Genomic DNA, 22864 nt, shown 5'->3' with positions numbered 1-22864 from the left:
AGGCGGCCGGGCAGTGTGGCGCGCGGCGCGAGGCAGCGGCCGCGGGCGATACAGTATCTGCCAAATGTTATACGGAGGAAGGAACTATGGCGACCATTCGTGGGAAGCTGGCCGTGCTGATCCTGGCCATGCTGCTGATGCTGGCGGCGGTGCCGTCGGCGTTCGCACAGGCGTATACCGTGAAGGTGGCGAAAAACGCCACGCTGGGCAATATTCTGACCGACAACGACGGCCGGACGCTGTACCGCTTCACGCCCGACGTGATCAACACCAGCAGCGCCTGCTACAACCAGTGCGCGGTGGCCTGGCCGCCGCTGCTGATCGGCGAGGGCAGCCCGGTGGCCGGCGACGGCGTCGACGGCAACCTGCTGGGCGTGCTGACGCGCACCGACGGCACGCGCCAGGTGATGTATAATGGCATGCCGCTGTACTACTTCGACGGCGACAAAAATCCCGGCGACACCAACGGCCAGTTCCTGCGGAATGTCTGGTTTATCGTCAAACCAAACACCACCACGGTGGGCAACCAGGGCGTGTCGCTAGGCCTGGTGAAGAACGACAAGCTTGGCCTGATCCTGGTGGATGGCCAGGGCCGCACGCTGTACCTGTTCACGCGCGACAGCGAGAACAAGACGGTGTGCTACGACGGCTGCGCGAATGTGTGGCCGCCGCTGCTGGCCGGCAAGGTCGAGGTGGGCTTAAACGGCATCGGCGGCAAGGTCGGCTTCACCACCCGCAACGACGGCAACCGGCAGGTGACGTACGACGGCAAGCCGCTGTACTACTACACGCCCGACACCGCGCCGGGCGACACCAAGGGCCAGGGCGTGGGCAATGTGTGGTTCGTGATCGCGCCCGACGCCGCCGTGGCGGCCCAGCCGGCCGCCACAGCCGCCAAGCCGGCCGCGCTGCCAACCACCGGCGCGGCCGACACAGCGCCGGTTGCGCTGCTGGCCGGGCTGGCGGTGCTGCTGGGGCTGCTGGGGCTCGCGCTGCGCATGCGCCGCGCCTAGGACGCGCGAAGATCGCCGGAGAATTGCCGTTCGCCGGGCGCAGCCGCGATCGTGGTGCGCCCGGCGAACGGCGTGTTACGCCGCAACAATTGTTAAGGAATGCGCGTCGTATCCGCCAGAAGCGACAGATATCCAGGCCGCCGTGAGGCGGCCAGAAGAAGGTTTGGTATGCAGCCACGACTGATGCGCAGTCGCACTGAAGTAATCGTCGCAGGCGTCTGTGGTGGCCTGGCGGAATACTTTGCGATCGACCCGGTGATTGTGCGGCTGATCTTTGTGCTGGTGACGCTCACCAGCGGCCTGGGCCTGCTGGTGTACCCGATTCTGTGGATGGTGATGCCCAAGGCCGGCGGGGCAGGTAGCGCCGATCTATTCCCGCACGATGCCGAGGAGTGGCGCCGCCGTGCCCAGGTGTTTGGCGAGGAGGCCTCGCAGGTGAGCCAGCAGTTTAGCCGCGAGGTGCGCGAGGTACTACGCCAAGGCCAGGCCGCCTCGAGCCAGGGCCGCTCGGCCGCGCCGCCGGCCTACGGCGATGTGCCGCCGCCCGAGGCGTACCGCTACGACCCAATGACCGGCCAGCCGATCAACCCGGCCGACCCGGCCACCGGCCGCACGGTCACCCTGCGCGTCGACCCGACCGAAGCGCAGCTGGCGGTGCCGCCCCCGCCGTACCAGCAGCCGGGCGCCGCGCCGGCACCGCAGCGCAAGCGCGGGCGCGTGTTCGGCTTCTTGCTGCTCGGCATTGGCATCCTGGTGCTGGCGAACCTGTTTAATATCGACCAGTATATCTTTCCGCTGCTGCTGATCGGCGCTGGGTTTATGCTGCTGCGCCGGCGTTAGGCGCAGGCGTGGTGGCGGGGCTCTTCGGGCAGCGAGGGCAGGGGCGGGGGCCATTGCGGCCCCCGCGGTTTGTTGGCAGGCTGCTGCGGCCCGGCGCTGCATGGCCGCCGGCGCGCGCCAGCTCGTGCTCCCACTCGCGCAGGCGCGCGAGCTGGCGCGCGTTCAGCACCACAATCGGGCGCGCGCGCCGAACCGTGTGGAACGCCTCGGCGTGGCCGAGCCCCTGGGTCATCAGAAATGCGCTGGCGGTGAGCGATGCCCGGCCTACGCCGGCGTGGCAGTGCACCATTACGGGCAGGCCGTCGGCGTGTGCCGCGCCGATGAACGCCACCGCCTCGCGCAGCTGCTCGATCGTCGGCGGGTGGAAATCGGGCACCAGCAGGCGCAGGGCGCGCTCGGGCGGCGGCCCTTCGAAGGCATCGGCGCGCTCGGCCTGCAAGCTCAGCACCGCGCGAATGCCGAGCGCGCGCAGCGCCGGCCACTGGCCGGGCGCGAACTGGCCGCCGACAAACAGCAGATCGGCCACATGGCTGACGTTGAGGCCAAATGCGCGCTGCCACTGCGTGCGCACGTACACCGGGTAGAGCTCGGGCAGGCGCAGCGTGGCGCGTAGGCCGTAGGTGGGCGGAAAGGGCAGGCGTAGCTGGCGGTTCGACATGGTTCCCTGCTGTGTGCACTAGCGAGGCGAGGCGCGGGGCGCCGCTTGGCGCATAGTATAGCATATTCCTGCGTTGCGCCGCGCCTGCCCTTGCGCTATACTGCGCGCAGGCCCGCCGAGCACAGGAGCAACCGCCATGTTCACCGCCTTCGTGATGGTCAAAGCCACGCCGCAGAAGATCGCCGCGATTGCCCAGGAGATCGCGAACATGCCCAGCGTCGCCGAGGTGTACAGCGTCACCGGCGACTTCGACATCCTGGTGGTGCTGCGCCTGGCCGAGTACGAGCAGCTGGCCGAGGCCGTGCCCGACGGGTTATCGAAGATCGAGGGGATCACCGGCACCAGCACGGTGCTAGCGTTCCGGCGCTTCTCGGCCAAAGATCTCGACGCCGCCTGGGATATTGGCGTCTCGTAATCCCCCAGAAGACCGACGACACTCCGCCTGACTGCGGGTATACTGCCTGCAATAGCGCTGACGGAGCCGAGTAGGCAGCCGCGATGTCGCACAGCGAGCGCGCAGATGGTGCAAGGCGCGCGCGACACAGCCGCCGAAGATCTCTCCCGAGCCGAGCGGCGAACCGCATCTGGCTGCCATTACCGGCAGCTCCATGCACAGTAGTTGGCTCCGTGCTCGCCCGACGTTACACGGGCGGAAGTGTGTTGGCACTTCGCCGAGCGGGTTTCGCGCAGCGCGCGCGAAGCTAAGAAGGGTGGTACCGCGGGGCTTCCGGCCTCGTCCCTCCAGAGGGGCGGGGTTTTTTGTTGCCCAAAACTCCCAGCGCTCGGCGTATAGTCAGGAGGACAGTATGGCCTTCCAGGCAGTCGATCCAAACGTGTCGTTTCCAGCGCTCGAGCAGGCGGTGGCACAGGGGTGGGCCGAGCATGGCATCGCCCGGCAGGTGCTGGCGGCCGGCGACCGCGCCAACCCGTTTGTGTTCTTCGAGGGGCCGCCGACAATGAACGGCCTGCCGGGCGTACACCATGTCGAGGCGCGCGCGGTGAAGGATGCGATCAACCGCTTTCAGCGCATGCGCGGCCGCTATGTGATCGGCGCACGCGGCGGCTGGGACACCCACGGCCTGCCCGTCGAGGTGCAGGTTGAGCGCGCCCTCGGCTTCAGCGGCAAGCCCGACATCGAGCGCTACGGCGTGGCTGCCTTCAACGCGGCCTGCCGCGCCAGCGCGCACGACCATATCGCCATATTCGAGCGCCTCACCGAGCGCATGGGCTACTGGCTCGACCTCGAGCACCCCTACACGACCTACGACAACAGCTACATCGAGTCGCTGTGGTGGGTGCTTCAGCAGCTCTGGCAGCGCGACCTGCTGTTCCGCGACTACAAGGTGACGATGCACTGCCCGCGCTGCGGCACGTCGCTTTCGGCGCACGAGGTGGCGCAGGGATTCGAGGACGATGTCGACGACCCGAGCGTGTGGGTGCGCTTCCGCCACACCCCCTCCGGCCACCCCCACGACGACCAGCTCGCCGGCGCCGCCTTTCTCGCCTGGACGACCACGCCCTGGACCTTGCCCGCCAACGTCGCCCTCGCGCTCAAGCCCGACGCCGACTATCTGCTCGTGGACTACCACGGCGCCGCCGCCCCCGAGCGGCTGGTGCTGGCCGCTGCCCTCGCCGATCGCGTGCTCGGCGAAGGCTCCTACCACGTGCTCGCGACCTTCCGCGGCGACGCGCTCTGGGGCGTGCGCTACCAGCGCCTGTTCGACGGCGTGCCCGGCCCCGGCGATACCCCCGACCTCGCCCGCGCCTACCTGGCCATCGCCGACGCGTTTGTCTCGCTCGAGGACGGCACCGGCATCGTGCACATCGCGCCGGCCTACGGCGACCTCGAGATCGGCCGCACCTACAGCCTGCCGACGCTGTTCTCGGTCGACCTGAGCGGCACGACCTACGCGCAGTACGACGCGCTGGGCTTTGGCGGGCTGTTCTTCAAAACGGCCGACCCGGTGATCACGCGCACCCTGCACGAGCGCGGGCTGCTGTTCCGCAGCGGGCGAGTGCGCCACGCCTACCCGTTCTGCTGGCGCTGCAAGACGCCGCTGCTGTACTACGCCAAGCCCTCCTGGTACATCCGCACCACCGCCAAGAAAGAGCGGCTAATCGCCCACAACCAGGCGGTTCATTGGGTGCCCGAGCATATCAAGAATGGGCGCTTCGGCAACTGGCTGGCCAACAACATCGACTGGGCGATCAGCCGCGAGCGCTACTGGGGCACCCCGCTGCCGATCTGGGTGTCGGACGACGGCAAGCATATGGAGTGCATTGGCTCGCTGGCCGAGCTTGAGCAGAAGGTCGGCCGCAGCCTGAAGGACCTCGACCTGCACCGCCCGTACGTCGACGAGCTCACCTGGCCCGCGCCGGGCGGCGGCCTGATGCGGCGGATCCCCGACGTGGCCGACGCCTGGTTCGACTCGGGCGCGATGCCGGTGGCGCAGTGGCACTACCCGTTCGAAAACCAGCAGCTGTTCGAGATCGCCGGCCAGGCCGACTACATCTCGGAAGCGATCGACCAAACGCGCGGCTGGTTCTACACGCTGCACGCCGTCGCCACGCTGCTGTTCGACCGCCCGGCGTTCAAAAATGTGATCTGCCTTGGCCACATCCTCGACACCAAGGGCGAGAAGATGTCGAAATCGCGCGGCAATGTCGTCGACCCGTTCGCGCTGCTCGACGAGTTTGGCGCCGACGCCGTGCGCTGGTATATGTTCGCCAGCGCCCCGCCCTACAATCCACGCCGCTTCGGCCCCGAGCAGGTGGGCGAGATGCTGCGCCAGTTCCTGCTGACGCTGTGGAACACCTACAGCTTCTTCACCACCTACGCCAACCTCGACGGCTGGGCGCCGCCCGACCTCGCCCCGCCCGCCGACACGCTCCTCCCCACCGACCGCTGGGCCCTCGCCCACCTCAGCGCCCTCGTCCAAACCGTTACCGCCGCCCTCGACACCTACGACATCCACGCCCCCGCCAAAGCCATCGAGGCCTTTGTCGAAGACCTCTCCAACTGGTATGTCCGCCGCAACCGCCGCCGCTTCTGGAAGGCCGAGAGCGACGCCGACAAGCAGGCTGCCTACGTCACCCTCTACACCTGCCTCACCACCCTTGCGCGCCTGCTCGCGCCCTTCACCCCCTTCCTCGCCGAGGCGCTCTGGCACAACCTCGTCGCCTCCCAGCGCCCCGGCGTGCCGCAGAGCGTGCACCTCGCCGCCTGGCCCCAGCCTGACCCTGCCGCCCGCGACGACGCCCCTGCTCGCCGACACCGCCACCCTGCTCGAGGCCATCCGCCTTGGCCGGGCTGCCCGCCGCCAGGGCCGGCATCGTTGCGCCAGGTCGCGCGTGCTGCCCACCGCCTCGACGGCATCCGCCGCTTCGAGAGCGAGCTGCGCGACGAGCTGAACGTCAAGGTCGTGCAATTCACTACACGCCGCCGCCACGCTGGTCGAGGACAGGCCGCCGAGTCCGTGCGTGGGTGGGTAGAAGTACAGAAGCAGGCGACGTAGGCGCTGGCGGGGCTGGTGGCGAGGCGCGTACGGTGGTGCAGGCGGCCGAGGCCGGCACGGCGTTCGAGCTGTCGTCGATGGGCAGGCGCCGCAGGCCGAGGCGGAGGATGTGCTGGTGAGCAGCACGGCGCCAGCAGGCTACGCGGTGGCGGAGCACGAGGGCGTGCTGGTGGCGCTGGACACGCTGCGACGGCCGAGCTGCGAGTGGAGGGGCCATGCGGGAGCTGGTGCGGGCAGATCCAGGATGCGCGCAAGGCGGCGGGGCTGGCGATCGCCGACCGGGTGGCGGTGACGCTGGAGGGGGCAGATGCGGAGGTGGCGGGGGTGGTCGCAGCGTGGGAGGGGTATCTGCGCGCGGAGACGCTGGCGGCGCGGCTGGCGCTGGCGGCGCCTGCGGCGGGGGCGGCGGTCAGCGGGATCGAGCTCGACGGCCGCCCGCTCACCCTCGGCCTCACCAAAGCCGAATAGCATGGAGCAGCTGGCAGCCAGCGCCGCGGCGTGGGGCATCGTGCTCAGCCCGCAGCAGATCGCGCAATTCGCGGCCTACGCCGCCGAGCTGCGGCGCTGGAACGAGCGCGTGAACCTGACCACGATCACCGAGGATAGCGCGATCGCCACGCGCCATTTCCTCGATTCGCTACGCTGCGCGCTCAGCTGGGGCGACGCGCCCGCCAACCTGATCGACATTGGGGCGGGCGCGGGCTTCCCTGGGCTACCGCTGAAGATCCTACAGCCCGCTCTGCAGCTGACGCTGGTCGAGAGCATCGGCAAAAAAGCCGCCTTTCTCGAGCACATCGTCGCGCTGCTGGGCCTGGGCGATGTGGAGGTGCTGGCCGAGCGCGCCGAGGTAGTAGGGCACGCGGCAGCGCACCGCGAGCGCTACGATGTCACGGTGGCGCGGGCGGTGGCCGAGCTGCGCGTGCTTGCGGAATATTGCCTGCCGCTCTGCCGCACCGGCGGGCGCTTTCTGGCGCCAAAGGGCGCGCAGCTCGATGCGGAGCTGGCGGCGGCGCAGCCGACGATCGCGCGGCTAGGCGGCAGCGTTATCGGCGTCGAGCCGGTGCAGATCCCTGGGGCCGAACCGCGCGTGCTGGTGGTCGTCGGCAAAGTCGCGGCCACGCCGGCGCGGTACCCACGCGCGCCGGGCATACCGGCCAAACGCCCGATCTAAAGCGCATGAGGCGCAATAGTGAGCAAGGCTTGAAACTTGCTGGCACGACACGGCGTACAAAGCATGGTTGAATGACGCGAGCGGCTTGTGCTAGAATACCTGCATAGGTTGGCACAACGCTCGCGCGCATCCCATCTACAATCAGCCGCCAACATCGAAAAGGAGGGCGCCGCATGTCCATTTTTACCCGTATCAGCGATCTGCTCAGCGCGAACATCAACTCGCTGCTCGACAAAGCCGAGGATCCTGAGAAGATGGCCGACGAGTACCTGCGCCAGCTGAACAGTGAGCTGTACGAGGCCAAAACCAGCGTAGCATCGGCCATGGCCGACGCCACCAAGCTTAACAACAAAGAGGCCCAGTACCTGGCCGAGACCGAGCAGTGGAACAATAAAGCCGAGGCTGCGCTACGCGCCGGCGACGAGAACCTGGCCAAGGCCGCGCTGGCGCGCAAGGTGCAGGCGCAGAAGCTGGCCCAGCAGTACACGCAGCAATCCGACGCGCAGGACGAGCAGGTGGCCGCGCTGCAGCAGGCGCTGGTGCAGCTCGAGACGCGCATCGCCGAGACGAAGGCCAAGCGCGAGCTGATCGTCGCTAAGAAGAACCGCGCCCAGACGCAAGAGGCCATGCAGCGCATGGCCCGCGGCCTCAGCAGCACCGGCGCGCTCGACAAGCTCGACCAGCTCGAGGAGCGCGTGGACGACCGTCTGGCGCGCGCCGACGCGATGGCCAAGCTCGAGAGCGGCACGCTCGAAAGCAAGTTCAAGGATCTCGAGCGCGACCAGGAGGTCAACTCCGAGCTTGCCGAGCTCAAGCGCAAGCTCGGCCAGCAGTAATACCGGCTCCGCTCGCTCACGTTCTTTTTGTGTGGCCTGGCCCGCTTAGGCCTCGCCGGGCAGCCACAAAATGCAGTTCGGGGGCGGCAATGCCGCCCCGAACCCCCGCCACACCGCACGTGATCAGCCGGATGTAGTATTCAGCAGGCGCTGTAGCCTACTTTTTGGCAAGGCCAGCCGCAGGCATATACAGGCGGGTGGCGTACTCCTTCACCATGCGGCGGGTGCTAAACATCGGCGCGACGGTAGCAATCGCCTCTTTGCTCCAGCCGATCCACTTATGCGGCACGCCATCGCTGCCGCGCTCGTAGAAGGTGGGCAGTACCTCGTTCTCGAGGATCTGGTATAGGTGTTGCGAGTCGCGCCAGTCCTGCTCGTCGATATTGCTGTACTCGCGCTCCTCGCCGATCGCCCAGCCATTCTTGCCATTGAACGCCTCGGGCCACCAGCCATCGAGAATGCTCAGGTTCGGCGCACCGTTCAGGCTGGCCTTCTGGCCGCTGGTGCCGCTGGCCTCGTACGGGCGGCGCGGCGTATTCAGCCACACGTCTACGCCCTGCACCAGCTTGCGCGCCACGCACATATCGTACTCTTCGATGAACAGGATCTTGCCGAGGAAGCCGGGCTGCTGCGACATCTGGTACACCTGCTGGATGAACAGCTTGCCGGGATCATCGGCCGGGTGCGCCTTGCCGGCGAACACAATCTGCATGGGCCGGTCCCAGCGGTTCAGGATGGCCTTCAGGCGCTCGATATCTTTGAACAGCAGCGTGGCGCGCTTGTAGGTGGCGAAGCGCCGCGCAAAGCCGATCGTGAAGGCGGTTTCGTCGAGCACCGGCCACACCGCCGGCGAGGTGCCAAGGCGCAGGTGGCGCTCGCGAGTGCGCTCGCGCGCGAACTCGACCAGCTGCTTTTTGAGGCTCTGGCGCGCCTGCCACATCACTTCGTCGGGCACGTCGTGGATCTTTTGCCACAGCGCCACGTCGTCGAGCCGATCTTCCCAATCCTTGCCCATGTAGGCTTCGAACAGCCGGCGCATCTCGGGCGCGAGCCAGGTGGCCGTATGCACGCCGTTGGTGATCGACGTGATCGGCACTTCGTCCTGGCTTTTATCCTGATACATCCACTGCCACATGCCGCGGGCTACATGGCCGTGGAGCTTGCTCACGCCGTTATGGCGCTCGGAAGCCCTGAGCGCTAGCACCGTCATGGCAAAGGTTGGCCCCCAGCTCTGCTGCTGAAGCGCCACATTCACGAATTCATCGCGGCTGAGGCCCAGCTGCGACCAATACTGCCAGAAGTATTTTTCGATCAGCGGCAGTGGGAAGGCATCGTTGCCGGCCGGCACGGGCGTGTGGGTGGTGAACACCGAGCCCGACTGCACGCGCTGCATGGCTTCGGCGAAGGGCACGCCCTGCTGCACCTGCTCGCGCGCCAGCTCGAGCACCAGGAACGCCGAGTGGCCTTCGTTCATATGCCACACCGTCGGGCTAATGCCCATTTGGCGCAGCGCGCGCACACCGCCGATGCCGAGCACGATCTCCTGCGCCACGCGCATCTCTTGGTCGCCACCGTACAGCCGGGCCGAAAGCTCGCGATCCTGCGGGCTATTCGGGTGAATGTCGGTGTCCATCAGGAAGAGCGGAATGCGCCCGACCTGGATGCGGTAGACCTTGGCGTAGATGGTGCGGCCGGGCAGCTCGACCTCGACAACCACCTCGCGGCCGTCGGGCGTGAGCGCGGGCGAGGCGGCGACATTCGCAAAATTCAGCTTGACGTACTGTGCCTCTTGCCAGCCGCTATGGTCGAGGCGCTGGCGAAAGTAGCCCTGCGGGTACAGAAAGCCCACGGCCACAAACGGCAGGCCAATGTCGCTAGCCTCTTTGGCGTGGTCGCCGGCCAGCACGCCCAGGCCGCCGGAATAGATCGGCAGCGACTCGTGCAGGCCGAACTCGGCCGAGAAATAGGCGATCGCCTGATCCTTCGTGCCGGCATATGTCTGCGCGAACCAGGTTTTCGCCTCGCCCATGTAGCGATCGAAGGTATCGAGCACCTGATCATACTGCTTCAGATAGTCGGGGTTCTCAGCAGCGTCTTCGAGCCGGCGCTGGCGCACATCACGCAGAAAATCGACCGGGTTGTGGTAATCCTGCTCCCACAGCTCAGGGTCGATTTGCCGGTAGAGCTCCTGCGCTTCCGGATGCCAGCTCCACCACAGGTTGAAAGCCAGCTCGCGTAGGCGGCTGAGGCGTTGCGGAATGGGGGTGAAGAGCAGATCGGCGGTGGTAATATTCACAAAACCTCCTAGCATGTATCGAAGCTGCCTCATACCGGCAGTCGGTCATCTCAACAAAGGACGAAGGGCAAGACCGAACGCGGCTGCCGCCGCTCGACCCTTCGCCGTTCGTCCCCCATTGGTACATACGCCGCCCATTGTACGAAAAGACCGGGCTTCTGTCGAGTCGGTATTTGTTTGCTCTCTTGACAAACTTTCGAGAGTATGCTAGGATCACAGCCATCACACCTAAACCGATTTAACTACGAAACGCAAACCATTCGCCACGGGATTGTCCGGAGATAGCGCAGGTTCGCCGTATGACCGATTCGCACCCAGCCGACCTGGCGCTGATGCGCGAGTTGAACCAGCGAAGCGTGCTGAGCCTGCTGCGACAAGAAGGGCCGATCTCGCGTGCCGAGCTGGCGCGGCGCAGCAACCTGAGCCGCTCGACCGTATCGAGCATTATTGCCGCGCTGCTGGCGGCCAACCTCGTGCGCGAGACCGGCATCGGCAGCTCGCAGGGTGGGCGGCGGCCGATCATGATCGAGTTCAACTACCAGTCGGCGTTTGTAATCGGCATCGAGCTCGGCAGCACGGCGCTGACGCTGCTACTGACCGATCTGGCCGCGAATGTGCTGCGCAGTGCCTGCGTGCCATTCGACCTAGCGGCCGGCCCGGTGGCGTGCATTGCCCAGCTGGTGGCGCAGGTAAACGGCCTGCTGGCCGCAGCGCAGCTCAGCCGCACGCAGATCGTGGGCGTGGGCGTGGGCGTGCCGGCGCCGCTAGCCTACGCGACGGGCCGGCCGATCGCGCCGCCAGTGATGCCCGGCTGGCATGGGGTGCCGCTACGCGCGCTGCTCGAAGACGCGCTGGCGCTGCGCGTGTTTGTCGAGAACGACGCGAACCTCGGCGCGCTGGCCGAGCACCACTGGGGCGTGGCGCAGGGCTGGGACAACGTCGCCTACCTGTACCTTGGCAGCGCGGGCATCGGCTGCGGGCTCATCCTTGACGGGCGGCTGTTCCGCGGCGACATCGGCTCGGCCGGCGAGATCGGCCACCTGATGGTGGAGGAAGGCGGCCCACGCTGCCGCTGCGGCTCGTACGGCTGCCTCGAGGCCGTAGCCGGCCTGCCGGCGGTGCTGCAGCGCGCCCAGGCGCTCGGGCTGCCCGGCGGCCAGCTCGACGACATTCTGGCGCTGGCGCGACAGGGCCACAGCCAGGCAATCGCGCTGCTCGACGCAACCGGCGAATACCTGGGCATTGCCGTCGCCGACATGCTGAACATGATCAACCCCGGCTGCGTGGTGATTGGCGGGCGCATGGCCGAAGCCGGCGACTGGCTGCTGCGCGCGCTGCGTGGCACACTGCAGCGGCGTGGGCTTGCGGTAGCGGTGGAACATGTGGCGATCGTGCCGGGCAAGCTTGGCAAAAATGTGGTAGCCATTGGGGCAGTGTCGATCGTGATCCACCACGCCTTTAATGTGCCGGCGCGCGCCCCGAACCAAAGCGCGGCCGAGGCTCTGCCGGTATAGCACGGCAAGTTCCAAGTTTGGTGGTTTCGCATGAAACCAATACGCCCTGAAAGGGGGTGATTGGAGCGGTTGGCACGCCACCTGCGCGCCGCTGAACCCATCCACAGAACCATCGCCAATCGTACGATGATTGAACGGCATCAGATTCCCTTTATGCAAAGGAGCGAAACAGGTATGCATCGGATGCTCAAACTCCTGGGCGCCATCGCGCTGATGGCACTGCTGCTGGCCGCCTGTGGCGGCGGCACCACCGCAAACCCCACCGCCGCGCCTGCGGCCCCCGAGCCCACCAAGGCTCCCGAGGCTACCGCCGCGCCCGCAGCCCCCGAGCCTACCAAGGCCCCTGAGGCTACCGCCGCGCCCGCAGCCCCCGAGCCCACCAAGGCCCCCGAGGCCGGCGGCGCCATGGCTGGCCCGAAGGTGACGGGCGAAGTGACGCTGTGGCACGCCTACGGCGCTGGCAGCGCCGAGGAAAGCGCGATCAATGCGTTGATCGAGAACGCCAAGAAGGACAACCCCGACGCCAAGATCACCGTGCTCGAGGTTCCGTTCGACCAGATCTACAATAAGTTCGAAACCGAAGCGGCGGCCGGCGGCGGCCCGGACATGTTCATCGCGCCGAACGACAGCCTGGGCAAGGAAGTTCGCGCCGACCTGCTCGCGCCGATCGACGACAAGATGGCCGGCCACCTCGACAACCTGCTGCCGGTCGCGGTCGATGGCTGCAAGGTCGATGGCAAGCTGTACTGCGTGCCCGAGTCGCTGAAGGCCGTGGCGCTGTTCTACAACAGTAGCACCGTCAAGGCCGCGCCAAAGACCACCGACGAGCTGCTGGCGGCCGTCAAGGGCGGCTTGAAGCTGGCGATCAACCAGAACGCCTACCACAACGTGCCGTTCTTCGTCGGCTTCGGCGGCAAGATCGTCGACGACGCCGGCAAGTGCGCGCTCGACCCGGCCTTCGGCGAGGCGATGGCCTACCTGAAGCAGCTGAAGGACGCCGGCGCGCAGTTCTACACCGACGGCGGCAAGGCCAACGACGCCTTCCAGACGGGCAAGGCCGACGCGATCATCAACGGCCCGTGGGCCACTGGCGACTACAAGAAGAGCCTCGGCGACAAAGTCGCAGTGGCGCCGGTGCCCGCCGGCCCGAAGAACCCGGCTGGCCCGCTCACCGGCACCGACGGCTTCTACATCAACGTCAATAGCAAGAACGTCGATGGCGCGGTGGCGCTGGGCCTGTACCTCACCAGCCCGGCCTCGATGAAGGTGTACGTCGACCAGGCCGGCCACGTTCCGGCCGACAAAACCATCCAGATCAGCGACCCCGTGACCAAGGGCTTCGCCGATGCGGCCGCCACCGGCTACCCGCGCCCGCAGGTCAAAGAGCTCGACAACTTCTGGGGCAACTTCGGCGACGCTGTCAACAACGTGATCGAGAAGGGCACCGACCCGGCACAGGCCTCGAAAGACGGCTGTGCGGCGATGGACAAGGCCAACGGCAAGTAGCACCAGGCCCACGAGTGACCTTTCGGGATCGGTTTCCGCACTGCGCGGAAGCCGATCCCACTCCAACGCAGCGCTGCAACGCGGCACAACACCTGCCCGTGCCACCATCAAACGTACCACTGATGGCTGACCAAGGAGCGCCTCATGGCTACAGTCAACGTACAGTCGAATACCCCGGTGACCACGCGAAAATCGTCGCGACAGCGCGCGGCTTCAACCCGGCTGGCGTATTTGTACCTGCTGCCGGCACTGCTGGTGATGGGCGTCATCACCTTCTACCCGCTGCTGTTCCAGGTCTACATGTCGTTCACCGATTTTGGCTTGAAAAATCTGCGCGTCAACTCGCAGCCGCCGAACTTTGTGGGGCTCGACAACTACATCAGAATTCTCAAAAGCGACATGCCCTTCACGGGCTTTAACTTCTGGGGCACTTTAGCATTCGACCTGTGGTGGGCCTTATCGAATGTGGTGATCCACGTGGTGCTGGGCGTGCTGATCGCCGTGCTGCTGAATACCGAGGGGCTGTGGTTCAAGCGCGTCTACCGGGCGATCTATGTGCTGCCGGTGGTCATTCCGGCGCTGATTGTCGCGACGGTGTGGAAGAACATGTGGGACGCCGACTACGGCCCGATCAACGGGCTGCTTTCGACGATCGCCGGCTGGTTCGGCGGCGCGCCAGTGCATATTCGCTGGCTCGACTCATTCGACCTGCCGATCCCCTGGATCCCGCTGCCGCTCTCGTACTACGCGATGCTGGTGACGAATATCTGGCTAGGCTGGCCGCTGAACGCGGTGGTGGCGACCGGCGCGTTGCAGAGCATCCCGAAAGAGCTGTACGAGGCTGCCGAGATCGATGGCGCAACCCGCACCCAGCAGTTCATGAATGTGACGGTGCCGATGCTTCGGCCAGCCATGCTGCCATTCGCGATCTTTGGCTTTGTCACAACGTTTAACCTATTCCACCTCTCGTACTTCCTGTCAGGCGGCGGCCCCGATCACCGCACCGAGCTGCTGGTCACGTGGGCGTATCGCCTGGTGAACGAGCAGAAGCTGTATGGCATTGCCTCGGCCTTCGCCGTATATGTGTTCTTTGTGCTCCTGATCCTGACGCTGATCACTAACCGGCTGGCCAAGGCTACCGCGAGCTACACCGAATAATCCGGCCGCTGCTTCACCCTATTGAAGGAGGACGAGCTATGGCAACCGCTACTACTCCAGCCCGCGGCGTTGGCCGGCGCCCGCGCGGCACGTCGTCGGGCCGCCCGCTGCAGCTCGGCACGCAGCTGCTGCTCCAGGCATTCTGCCTGCTTCTCGCCTTCACCGTGCTGTACCCGATCGCCTGGGTGGTGGCTCGATCGATCGACCCAAGCACACTCAACCGCCCGACTTCGCTGCTGCCCGAAGGCGCGACGCTCGATGCCTATCGCGCGGTGCTGACCCAGCCGACGACCAACCCGGTGTCGTTCGCGCAGCTGGCGCTGAACACCATTCTGCTGGCCGGCGGCGTGACGATTTTCGCGCTGGCGATCGCCGTCACCGCTGCCTACGCCTTTTCGCGGCTGCAGTTCCCCGGCCGCTCACAGCTGATGCTGGCCGTGCTGGGCGTGCTGATGCTCCCGTCGGTGGCCGGCATCGCGCCGCTGTTTGTGCTGCTGAACCGGGTGGTGATCGGCGGGTTTAACCTGCGCAATTCGCTGTTCGGCGTGGGCCTGGCCATGACATCGGGCGCGCTGCCGTTTGCGATCTGGAACCTGAAGGGCTACCTCGACACTATTCCGAAAGAGCTCGAGGAGGCCGCGACGATCGACGGGGCGACCCGCAACCAGACGTTCCTGCGCATCGTGCTGCCGCTGGCAACACCGGTGCTGGCGGTGACGGCGTTTCTGGTGTTCCTGGGCGGCTGGACCGAATTCTACCTGTCGTGGCAGTTCCTTACCGAGCCGAAGAATTTTACGCTCTCGATGGCGCTGTACAACATGGTCGGCCAGTACGCCGGGCAAACGCCCTGGTCGCGCTTTACCGCTATGGCGCTGATCATTGCGGTGCCGGTGGCGGTGGTGTACCTGGCGCTCCAGAAGTATATCGTCGGTGGCCTGACGGTCGGCGGTGTGAAGGGCTAGCCCGCACTCACCAGCGCGACCCAGGCGCGAAGGCCCGAAGCTGCCAGGCCGCTTCGGGCCTTCGCGCTTTTTGCGCCGGCGCACGCCGCCGGCATCCCCGCAGCGAATGGGTATGCGCTCGCAAGCGCGCCGCGCCGGCTACGCGGCCGCTCGCCAAGCTGGCCCGGCCGCGCTTGACGATCGGCGCGCTCAACGCGTATACTAGCGCAGCCAGAGCCCACGAGGAGCCTATGCGCAACCGATCGCACCGCAGTTCACGCGCGGCCTGTATCCCGGCATAGCCGCATGGCCGACGCATACTCTCAGCCACCGCGTGCCGCAAGGCTGTGGCCGCTGGGCCGCCTGCTGGCATGGGCCGCGCTTGGCATGCTGGCGCTCGTCGTCGGCGCACAGCTGGTCTTCTTCGCTATCCACGCCGCGCATATGCTCGGCTACCCATTCCCGCTCGACTACGGCGAAGGCCCGCTGCTGGCGCAGATCGGCATGCTGCGCGGCGGCACGCCGATCTGGCAGCTCTACGCCAACCCCGATCAGCCACCCTACTTCGTGGTGAACTACCCGCCAGTGTACCCGCTGGCCGCCGCGCTCGCCGCGCTGCTCACCGGCGACGCGCTGCTAGCCGGGCGGCTGGTGTCGCTCGCCGCCACATGCGCCGCGCTCGCAGCGCTCTGGCAGCTGGCGCAGGGGCCAGCAACCGCGAACCGAGAAGCCAGAAGTATGATCAATCGGCGCTTCCTGGTGCTTGGCTCGCGGCTGCTGATCGTTCTTTCATTCCTTGGGCTGCCGATCGTGCGCGAGTGGGCCGTGGTGACGCGCGTCGATATGCTTGGCGTGGCGCTCGGGCTGTGGGCGCTGGCGCTGGTGCGGCGCGGCGCCGGGCGGCGCCTGGCGCTCTGGGCGGCGCTGCCGCTGGCGCTGAGCCTGCTGGTCAAGCCCTCGCTGATCGCCGCGCCGGCCGCCGCGCTGGTGTGGCTGTTGTTTCGCGACTGGCGCCGCGCGCTGCTGCTGGGCGCGCTCACCGCCGCGCTCGTCGCACTGGTGGCGGGCACGCTCGAATTCGCCAGCGGCGGCTGGTTTGCGCTCCATGTGCTGGCGGCTAATGCGAATGCCTGGGAAGCCCGGCTGGCGTACGGCTTCTGGCACGATCAGCTGGCGATCCTGTGGCCGCTGCTTGCAGCAGCTGGCCTGGGCGCGCTGTTCGGGCTGTTTGCGCGCGAACCTGAAGCGGAGAGCCAGGCGCCAGCAACCAGAAACCCCGGCTCGGGCCGGCCGATCCTGAGCTCGCGCACCTCGATCCTGCTCGCGCTCTACTACACAATCTTCGGCGCGGTGGTGGCCTATGGTGTGGGCAAAGTCGGCGCGTACACGAACTACTTTCTCGAATTCTACGCCGGGCAGATCTGGCTTGCCGCCGAGGCGGCGTGGTGCGCCGGCCACGGGTTCACCCCGGCATTCGTGCGCCGCGCGCGCCTCGGGCCGATCGCGCAGCTTGGGGCCACGATCGCGATCGCGGCACTGCTGGCGGGCGCACAGCTACGCTACTACCCGCTCTGGAGCGAAACCTACCTGAAGACCGCCGGCCTGATCGAGGGCGTGAACCCGCCGCGGCTGGCGCTTGGGCGCTATGGCGTCTGGCAGGATCTGCGGCGCGAGCGCGACCTGCTGGCGGCGTTCGCGAAGATCAACGCGGCGTTGAATGCCGAGGCGCACGCGGCTGGCGGGCCGCTGTTCACCGACATCCCCGGCGTCGCCGCGCAGGCCGGGCTGGTGTTTCGGCTGCAGGCCTTTGAGTATCGCCAGCTGCTCGACGCCAACCTGGCCGATCAGCGCGGCCTGCTGCGCGACCTGGCCGGCGGCCGCGTGCCGCTGGTGGTGCTCGACTACCTTGGCAACTGGCTGACGCCCGAAATGATCACGCTGATCACCCACCGCTACGCCCAGGCCGGCTCGCGCGGCACCTACGATATCTATCGCCCGCTCGAGCCTGGCCCGCCCACGGCAGCCAGCCTGAGCTTTGCCGGCGGCCTGCGCCTGCTGGCGTTCCACCTCGCGCCTTCGCCCGGCCGGCCGGCCTACCACCCCGGCGAAACAGCGCTGCTGACGCTCGACTGGCGCTACGACGCCGCGCCGAACGACCCCGCGCCTACAAACGCGGTCAGCGTGGTGGTACAGCTTCAAGACGCGGCGGGAAGCGTGCTCGCGGAATTCGCGCGGCCGCTGCTGTACGGCGCGCTGGCGCCGCGCGACTGGGGCGACGCCGTGGTGCAGCATTTGCAGCCGCTGGCGCTGCCGGCCGAGCTGCCGCCGGGCAGCTACCGCCTGGCGCTGGGGCTGCGCGCTGGCGAACGCGACCTGGCTGCACCGCAGCCGCTCGCAACGCTGAACGTCGAACCCCGGCGCGGGCGCGCGATTGGCGAGCGCGGCTACTTCGTGCCCGAGCCTCTGCTGGCGGCCTGGCGCGCGCGCGGCGGCGACGGCTCGGCCGGGCCGGGCGACCCGATCATGCCGGCGGTGCCCTTCGCCGACGGCACGCTGCAGTGCTTTGCGCGCGCCTGCCTGCGCTTCAGCCCTGGCGGCGTGCAGCCGCTGCCACTCGGCGAGCTGATCAGCCTTGCCGACGCGGGCCTGCAGCCCACCGGCGCAGGCGCGCCCGGCACGGTCAGCGCCGGCTTCCAGGCGCTCTGGCAGGCCAGCGGCGGGGACGAGCAGCTTGGCCCGGCGATTGGCGGCGAGCTGATCCGCGGCGACAAAGTGGTGCAGTACACGCGCTACGCCCGGCTCGAGCGGCCGCTCGCGGGCGGGGCGGCCCGGCTGGCGCGCCTGGGCGATGAATTTCTACGGCTGCCGGGCGGCGGGCCGTACCGCTGGCCAGAATACCCGCCCGCACCTAACTAAACCCGCCAAAGTAGCCCATCAGGCTATCGCGCGCGGCGTCGAGCATGCTCAGGTTATCGGTTTCGCGCAGCTTCACGCCCAGCGCGACGGCGATTGGCTTGAGCAGCGCCACCACCTCGGGCGAGGCGACACGCAGCTCTTTTGGCAGCGCGCCAGCCATCTCGAGCATATCAAGAACGTGCTTTTGAAACCCGGCCTGGTAGTTCTGCGGCCCCGAAAGGTACGGCTGCAAAACCATGCCGCTGCGGTGATCGACTACCATCGCCATAAACGGGTAGTACGGCCGCTCGCCGCGCTGCTCCTGGATGGGCGTCGGGGCCGGAAACAGGTCGACTTCCCAGATCTGCTGGCCGGCGCGCAGCCGCTGCTTGATCTGCTGGAGGCGCGGGCGATCGAGCGGCGGCAGCTCGGTTTCCCTTGCAACGAACCTAGCCGGCTCCTGCCAGGCGTCGCTCCACACCAGCCCCTCGGCGCCGCGCTTGGCTACGCGCACCAGCAGCTTCCCCGGCATTGGCGAGCTGAGCAGCTCGGGGTTCTCGGCCAGGCGCTGCGCCACATCTACCGACTGCTCGAGTGCCAACGCGAGAAAGCGTGCGTCGGCGGCGGTGATATACCACGGCAGCAGGCCCGGATCGTGGCTGCGGAACTGGGGCCAGGCGCTGCGCCCGCGAAACTTCAGCTCAAGCTGCTTGATCACGCCGAGATCGCGCTTGTCGAGGTACGCGCGGTCTTCGAACGAGGCCATCAGGCACTTCTGCGAAAAGATTACGTCGAGCGGGTTGGGCTCGGGGCCGAGCGCGCCCGACTGCAGCGCCATGTAGCCTGCCAGCCCCTCGGTGCCGCGATACACCCCGAGCGCGAAATGCTCGCCGAGGTTGCCCATCACGCAGCAGTAGCCCACCTCGCCATCTTCGGGATTCTGCACGCCAAACAGGTCGGAGTCGTACATCCACTCCCACGGCGCCACGGCCTTGAATGCCACAGCAGCCTGAAACAGCGCCCGCCATTCCTCGGTGGAAGGTTCTTGTTGAAGCATTGCCTCTCGCTTTCAGCCGCCGCGCTGGGCCGTCTTTTCAACCGCAGCCATGGGCGAAGCCGCGTGATGGTGCGCGTACCTGCCGCGTAGCGCATACCAGCGCACCCGCAGCACGTCGAGCAAATTGCGCCACGAGTCGCGCAGCGGGTTTACCTTGGTCTCGGTGCCATAGCGCCAGATCACCGGCACCTCGGCGATCGGGTAGCCCTGCCGCCGCGCCAGAAACAGCAGCTCGACATCGTACGCCGTGACGGCGGCGCCCTGCACGCGCGGGGCGTGCTCGCCGTAGATCTGCACGCGCCCGAACAGATCGCGCGCCACGAGGCCGCGCAGCGCCTTGAACCCGCACTGCGTATCCTGGATGCCGCCAATCGCCACCACCCGCACGATCAGGTTGAACACCCGGCCCATCAGGTGCCGATACCATGGCTCGCCCAGCCGGCGCGCGCCCAGGCCCTCGCGCGAGCCGATGGCCACGTCGTAGCCGCGATTGAGCCACTCGTGCAGCTTGGGCCACTCTTCGATCGGCACCGCCAGGTCGGCGTCGCACAGCAGCAGGTATTCGCCGGTGGCCGCCAGCGCCCCCGCCCGCACCGCAAAGCCTTTGCCGCGATGATCGAGCGAGAGCAGCCGCAGGCACGGGTGGTTGCGCGCCATCCGCTCGACCAGCGCGGCCGTGCCGTCGGTGCTGCCGTCGTCGGCCACCAGCACCTCCGAGGCGTAGCTCTGCCGCTCGAGGTACGCGAGTATCTGCGCCAGGGTATCGGGCAGGCGCGCCTCTTCGTTGTAGGCCGGTACCACTACCGAGAGCAGCGGCGCATCAGGCGGAAGGCTCACAATGCACTCCTTACAATGTCAGCGTCGGCGCCAGCGCCGGCGCGGCCGAGCGAGAGAAGCGTTGCCGGCGCTTGCGCACAAAGCGCGGCAGCGCCAGCAAGCCGGCTGCCTGGCCGCGCAGCCGCGCGCGCGCGGCCTCTTCGCGCACATGCCACAGCGCCGCGAGCGTGAAGCTCAGCTGGGCGCGCACAAACGCTGCCAGGTGCTTGCGCACCAGTGCGGCCGGCATGTTCTTAGCCCACACCAGGATGAAGTTGCGCCCGCAGTAGTAGCTCGCCAGCTTGCCCCCGCCAGTGGCGCTAAGCCGGTGGTACACCACCGCCTGCGGCACGTACAGGGTGCGCAGGCCGCGCAGCCGCGCGCGCAGGTTCAGGTCGACATCCTCGCAGTACATCACCAGGTCTTCGTCGAAGACTTGGCCGCGCTCGCTCAGCGCCTCGAGCGCCGAGCGCCGGTACGCCGCCGCGCCTGCGCACGGGCCGAATACCTCTTGCATCACATTGTATGCCGCCGCGTCGTGCTGCCATACCCCGCGGCTGCCCGGCACGCCGTTCGCGCCATAGAAATCGCCCGCCGAGTGCAGGTGGTCGCGCTGATCGAACAGCATAAGCTTGCTGGCCGCGAATGCGTACGACGGGAAGCGCTCGAGCGCGCCTACCAGCTGCTCGAGCCAGCGCGGGTGCGCCTCGGTGTCGTTGTTCAGCAGCACCACGTACTCGCCGCCGGTCGCCTCGAACCCGGCATTCACCGCCGCCGCAAAGCCGCGATTGCGCGGCTGCACGATCACCTGCGCCTCGGGGTAGCCGCGCCGCAACAGCTCGCACGAGTCGTCGGTCGAACCATCGTCCACCACCACCACGCAAAAGTCGCGGCGGGTCTGGCGCCGCAGCGCGTTCAGGCACGTCGGCAGGTGCTTCGCACCATTGTAGTTTGGAATGATGACGTCGATCATGGTTTCAGTAGGCCGTTCGCGGTTTCGCGGCCGGCGCTTCATTTCAGGCCGTCGCCAGGCTATTGCACGCTGCCGATATACTCGGCTACTGCGGCTTGCCATGGGCGTAGCTCGATGCCCAGCGCGGCGGCGGCCAGGTTGCGCAGCGGCGTATACGGCGGCACCGTGCTGTCGCGCTTGTACTCGGCCAGCGTGATCGGCCGTAGCGCTGTGCGCGTGTTCCCGGCCTGCCGCACGATCTCGGCCGCGAACTCGTAGCGCGAGCAGGCGCCTGCGTTCACCAGGTGGTAGGTGCCATAGTACGGCGTGGCAATCAGCTGCTCCACCGCCGCAGCTACATCGCCGGCATGCGTCGGGCTGCCGATCTCGTCGGCCACCACCGCCAGCTCATCGCGCTCGGCTGCCAGCCGCAAGATCGTTCGCACGAAATTGCGCTCGCCGCCAAACAGCCACGCAACCCGCACGATATAAAAGCGATCGAGCAGCTCGCGCACCGCCTGCTCGCCGGCCCACTTCGAGCGCCCATAGGCATTGATCGGCCGTGCCTGGTCGTACTCAAAGTACGGCGCCGACGCCGCGCCGTCGAATACCTCGTTGGTGCTAACATACACCAGCGGCGCGCCAAGCTGCCGGCAGGCCAGCGCCACATAGCGCGTCCCTAAGCCATTCACCCGGTGGGCCAGCTCGGGGTCGCGCGCGCAGCCGTCGACATTAGTGTAGGCCGCCGGGTGTAGCACCAGCTCGGCGCCGGTGGCCACCAGCTGCGCGACACACTCGGGACGGCCGAGCTCCAGCTCGCCGTGGCCCAGCGCGATCAGCTCGTGCTCACGGCCCAGCCGGGCCTGCAGCGCCCGGCCAAGCTGGCCATTCGCGCCGGTGATTGCGATCCGCATACTACCCGCCTTTGGCTTGGAAGGCTGTCTGAGCGCCCGCATGATAGAAGATACTACCCGGCGCGTCAAATGCCTAGCCCCGCCGCGCTGCTCCACTGCCGCTCGCCGCCGGCGCTGCGATCGTGGCCAGGCGTGGCTTCCAGCGGCCGATGACTTGAATACATGGGCTTGTCGTACAGCGGCGAACAAGAGTACTGCGCAGGTGTATACCCGGAGTACCAGCCGATGGCTTGACCAGCGCAGCGCTTCCGTAGTATGCTGCGTTAGGTTCGATAAAGCATGCTATCCGCACCTGACAAAGCGTAGGTCTCTGTGGTCGCATCTGCCCCCGATAACTCAACCGCTCCGCAGCTCGATGTGCTGCTGTTCCGGCTCGCCGGCGAAGTCTACGCGCTGCCATCGGCCTGCGTGCGCGAGGTGATTCGCTATCGCGACTATACCCCGGTGCCTGGCGCGCCCGCAACGCTGCCGGGCATCTTGAACCAGCGCGGCGTCGTTGTGCCGGTGGTCGACATCTACCCGCTGCTGGGCCTGAGCGCGCCGCCGGCCTCGCGTGCCACGCGCCTGGTGATGCTGAGCCACCAGGAGATCGACATGGCCCTGCTGGTCGAGGCGGTGCTCGATCTCGCCGCGCTGCCGCCCGCAGCGCTCGAGCCGCCCCCGCCCGCGCTCGACCCCGCCCGCGCCCGCTTTCTCCGCGGCCTGGCCACGTTCGAGCAGCAGCCGGTCGCACTGCTCGATCTCGACGAGCTGATCGCCGGGCTGAGGGCATGGGAGTAGCC

General features: G+C 67.4%; 19 protein-coding genes. 13 read left to right on the top strand and 6 right to left on the bottom strand.

Features of this window, described 5'->3' with window-relative positions:
- The first annotated feature begins 86 nt into the window (after positions 1-86).
- Together U0177_RS10140 and U0177_RS10135 are read left to right on the top strand one after the other, a co-directional pair.
- Complete coding sequence (locus tag U0177_RS10140) at positions 87-1013, top strand: LPXTG cell wall anchor domain-containing protein (RefSeq protein WP_409570505.1); 927 nt, start codon at positions 87-89, stop codon at positions 1011-1013.
- Positions 1014-1181: 168 nt separating this feature from the next.
- A complete protein-coding gene (locus U0177_RS10135) occupies positions 1182-1853 on the top strand; it encodes a PspC domain-containing protein (RefSeq protein WP_409570504.1) in 672 nt (223 codons plus the stop codon).
- On the opposite strand, the gene U0177_RS10130 is transcribed toward U0177_RS10135, so the two are convergent.
- Positions 1831-2511 (bottom strand): dual specificity protein phosphatase family protein, encoded by a 681-nt coding sequence (locus tag U0177_RS10130; RefSeq protein WP_409570503.1) that lies wholly within the window; start codon positions 2509-2511, stop codon positions 1831-1833. The two genes, U0177_RS10135 and U0177_RS10130, sit on opposite strands and share 23 nt — an antisense overlap.
- A gap of 136 nt (positions 2512-2647) precedes the next feature.
- Between U0177_RS10130 and U0177_RS10125 the strand changes: the two genes are divergently transcribed.
- The 5 genes from U0177_RS10125 to U0177_RS10105 all read left to right on the top strand — a co-directional run bounded on the left by U0177_RS10125 (position 2648) and on the right by U0177_RS10105 (position 8033).
- A complete protein-coding gene (locus tag U0177_RS10125) occupies positions 2648-2926 on the top strand; it encodes an Lrp/AsnC family transcriptional regulator (protein WP_409570502.1) in 279 nt (92 codons plus the stop codon).
- A 391-nt stretch (positions 2927-3317) separates the two neighbouring features.
- Positions 3318-6026, top strand: a complete 2709-nt coding sequence (gene ileS, locus U0177_RS10120) for an isoleucine--tRNA ligase (RefSeq protein WP_409570501.1) — start codon at positions 3318-3320, stop codon at positions 6024-6026.
- 15 nt (positions 6027-6041) lie between these two features.
- Entirely contained in the window at positions 6042-6494 is a 453-nt protein-coding gene (locus U0177_RS10115) for a DUF5915 domain-containing protein (protein ID WP_409570500.1), read from the top strand.
- A 1-nt stretch (position 6495) separates the two neighbouring features.
- The gene (gene rsmG / locus U0177_RS10110) at positions 6496-7197 is read left to right on the top strand and encodes a 16S rRNA (guanine(527)-N(7))-methyltransferase RsmG (RefSeq protein WP_409570499.1); all 702 of its coding nucleotides are present in this window, start codon (positions 6496-6498) and stop codon (positions 7195-7197) included.
- 173 nt (positions 7198-7370) lie between these two features.
- Positions 7371-8033, top strand: a complete 663-nt coding sequence (locus tag U0177_RS10105) for a PspA/IM30 family protein (protein ID WP_409570498.1) — start codon at positions 7371-7373, stop codon at positions 8031-8033.
- Between the two features lie 157 nt (positions 8034-8190).
- On the opposite strand, the gene glgP is transcribed toward U0177_RS10105, so the two are convergent.
- Positions 8191-10329, bottom strand: a complete 2139-nt coding sequence (gene glgP / locus U0177_RS10100) for an alpha-glucan family phosphorylase (RefSeq protein WP_409570497.1) — start codon at positions 10327-10329, stop codon at positions 8191-8193.
- 299 nt (positions 10330-10628) lie between these two features.
- On the opposite strand from glgP, the gene U0177_RS10095 reads away from it, so the two are divergent.
- The 5 genes from U0177_RS10095 to U0177_RS10075 all read left to right on the top strand — a co-directional run bounded on the left by U0177_RS10095 (position 10629) and on the right by U0177_RS10075 (position 18364).
- Positions 10629-11843, top strand: coding sequence for an ROK family protein (locus U0177_RS10095; RefSeq protein ID WP_409570496.1), 1215 nt, complete (start codon positions 10629-10631; stop codon positions 11841-11843).
- A 174-nt stretch (positions 11844-12017) separates the two neighbouring features.
- Positions 12018-13349 carry an extracellular solute-binding protein gene (locus U0177_RS10090; protein ID WP_409570495.1) on the top strand — a complete coding sequence of 444 codons (1332 nt, stop codon included), beginning with the start codon at positions 12018-12020 and terminating at the stop codon, positions 13347-13349.
- A 144-nt stretch (positions 13350-13493) separates the two neighbouring features.
- Positions 13494-14507, top strand: coding sequence for a carbohydrate ABC transporter permease (locus U0177_RS10085; protein ID WP_409570494.1), 1014 nt, complete (start codon positions 13494-13496; stop codon positions 14505-14507).
- Between the two features lie 38 nt (positions 14508-14545).
- A complete protein-coding gene (locus U0177_RS10080) occupies positions 14546-15469 on the top strand; it encodes a sugar ABC transporter permease (protein ID WP_409570493.1) in 924 nt (307 codons plus the stop codon).
- 285 nt (positions 15470-15754) lie between these two features.
- The gene (locus U0177_RS10075) at positions 15755-18364 is read left to right on the top strand and encodes a DUF2029 domain-containing protein (protein WP_409570492.1); all 2610 of its coding nucleotides are present in this window, start codon (positions 15755-15757) and stop codon (positions 18362-18364) included.
- Here the strand turns inward: U0177_RS10075 and U0177_RS10070 are convergent.
- From U0177_RS10070 to rfbD, 4 genes are read right to left on the bottom strand one after another with little or no spacing between them, the layout of a single operon-like run.
- Positions 18357-19400, bottom strand: coding sequence for a DUF6930 domain-containing protein (locus U0177_RS10070; RefSeq protein ID WP_409570491.1), 1044 nt, complete (start codon positions 19398-19400; stop codon positions 18357-18359). The genes U0177_RS10075 and U0177_RS10070 overlap by 8 nt on opposite strands.
- 12 nt (positions 19401-19412) lie before the next feature.
- On the bottom strand, positions 19413-20237 hold the full coding sequence (locus U0177_RS10065; protein ID WP_409570490.1) for a dolichyl-phosphate beta-glucosyltransferase: 825 nt from the start codon (positions 20235-20237) through the stop codon (positions 19413-19415).
- A 10-nt stretch (positions 20238-20247) separates the two neighbouring features.
- Positions 20248-21189, bottom strand: a complete 942-nt coding sequence (locus U0177_RS10060; protein ID WP_409570489.1) for a glycosyltransferase family 2 protein — start codon at positions 21187-21189, stop codon at positions 20248-20250.
- Between the two features lie 59 nt (positions 21190-21248).
- Positions 21249-22124 (bottom strand): dTDP-4-dehydrorhamnose reductase, encoded by an 876-nt coding sequence (gene rfbD, locus U0177_RS10055; protein ID WP_409570488.1) that lies wholly within the window; start codon positions 22122-22124, stop codon positions 21249-21251.
- 270 nt (positions 22125-22394) lie between these two features.
- Here rfbD and U0177_RS10050 point away from each other — a divergent pair, with 270 nt between their 5' ends.
- Positions 22395-22862 carry a chemotaxis protein CheW gene (locus U0177_RS10050; protein ID WP_409570487.1) on the top strand — a complete coding sequence of 156 codons (468 nt, stop codon included), beginning with the start codon at positions 22395-22397 and terminating at the stop codon, positions 22860-22862.
- The last annotated feature ends 2 nt before the right edge of the window (positions 22863-22864 follow it).

The organism is Kouleothrix sp. (assembly GCF_046328425.1).
Taxonomy (GTDB): Bacteria; Chloroflexota; Chloroflexia; order Chloroflexales; family Roseiflexaceae; genus Kouleothrix.
This window is presented reverse-complemented; position numbering and strand designations above follow the sequence as displayed.

Excerpts from the sequence above, each read along its gene's own strand:
- U0177_RS10090 (WP_409570495.1), top strand. The coding sequence starts at position 12,018 with ATGCATCGGATGCTCAAACTCCTGGGCGCCATCGCGCTGATGGCACTG.
- U0177_RS10140 (WP_409570505.1), top strand. The coding sequence starts at position 87 with ATGGCGACCATTCGTGGGAAGCTGGCCGTGCTGATCCTGGCCATGCTG.
- U0177_RS10135 (WP_409570504.1), top strand. The coding sequence starts at position 1,182 with ATGCAGCCACGACTGATGCGCAGTCGCACTGAAGTAATCGTCGCAGGC.
- rsmG (WP_409570499.1), top strand. The coding sequence starts at position 6,496 with ATGGAGCAGCTGGCAGCCAGCGCCGCGGCGTGGGGCATCGTGCTCAGC.
- U0177_RS10075 (WP_409570492.1), top strand. The coding sequence starts at position 15,755 with ATGGCCGACGCATACTCTCAGCCACCGCGTGCCGCAAGGCTGTGGCCG.
- U0177_RS10085 (WP_409570494.1), top strand. The coding sequence starts at position 13,494 with ATGGCTACAGTCAACGTACAGTCGAATACCCCGGTGACCACGCGAAAA.
- U0177_RS10125 (WP_409570502.1), top strand. The coding sequence starts at position 2,648 with ATGTTCACCGCCTTCGTGATGGTCAAAGCCACGCCGCAGAAGATCGCC.
- rfbD (WP_409570488.1), bottom strand. The coding sequence starts at position 22,124 with ATGCGGGCGCTCAGACAGCCTTCCAAGCCAAAGGCGGGTAGTATGCGG.
- U0177_RS10060 (WP_409570489.1), bottom strand. The coding sequence starts at position 21,189 with ATGATCGACGTCATCATTCCAAACTACAATGGTGCGAAGCACCTGCCG.
- U0177_RS10070 (WP_409570491.1), bottom strand. The coding sequence starts at position 19,400 with ATGCTTCAACAAGAACCTTCCACCGAGGAATGGCGGGCGCTGTTTCAG.
- U0177_RS10130 (WP_409570503.1), bottom strand. The coding sequence starts at position 2,511 with ATGTCGAACCGCCAGCTACGCCTGCCCTTTCCGCCCACCTACGGCCTA.
- ileS (WP_409570501.1), top strand. The coding sequence starts at position 3,318 with ATGGCCTTCCAGGCAGTCGATCCAAACGTGTCGTTTCCAGCGCTCGAG.
- U0177_RS10080 (WP_409570493.1), top strand. The coding sequence starts at position 14,546 with ATGGCAACCGCTACTACTCCAGCCCGCGGCGTTGGCCGGCGCCCGCGC.
- U0177_RS10095 (WP_409570496.1), top strand. The coding sequence starts at position 10,629 with ATGACCGATTCGCACCCAGCCGACCTGGCGCTGATGCGCGAGTTGAAC.
- U0177_RS10105 (WP_409570498.1), top strand. The coding sequence starts at position 7,371 with ATGTCCATTTTTACCCGTATCAGCGATCTGCTCAGCGCGAACATCAAC.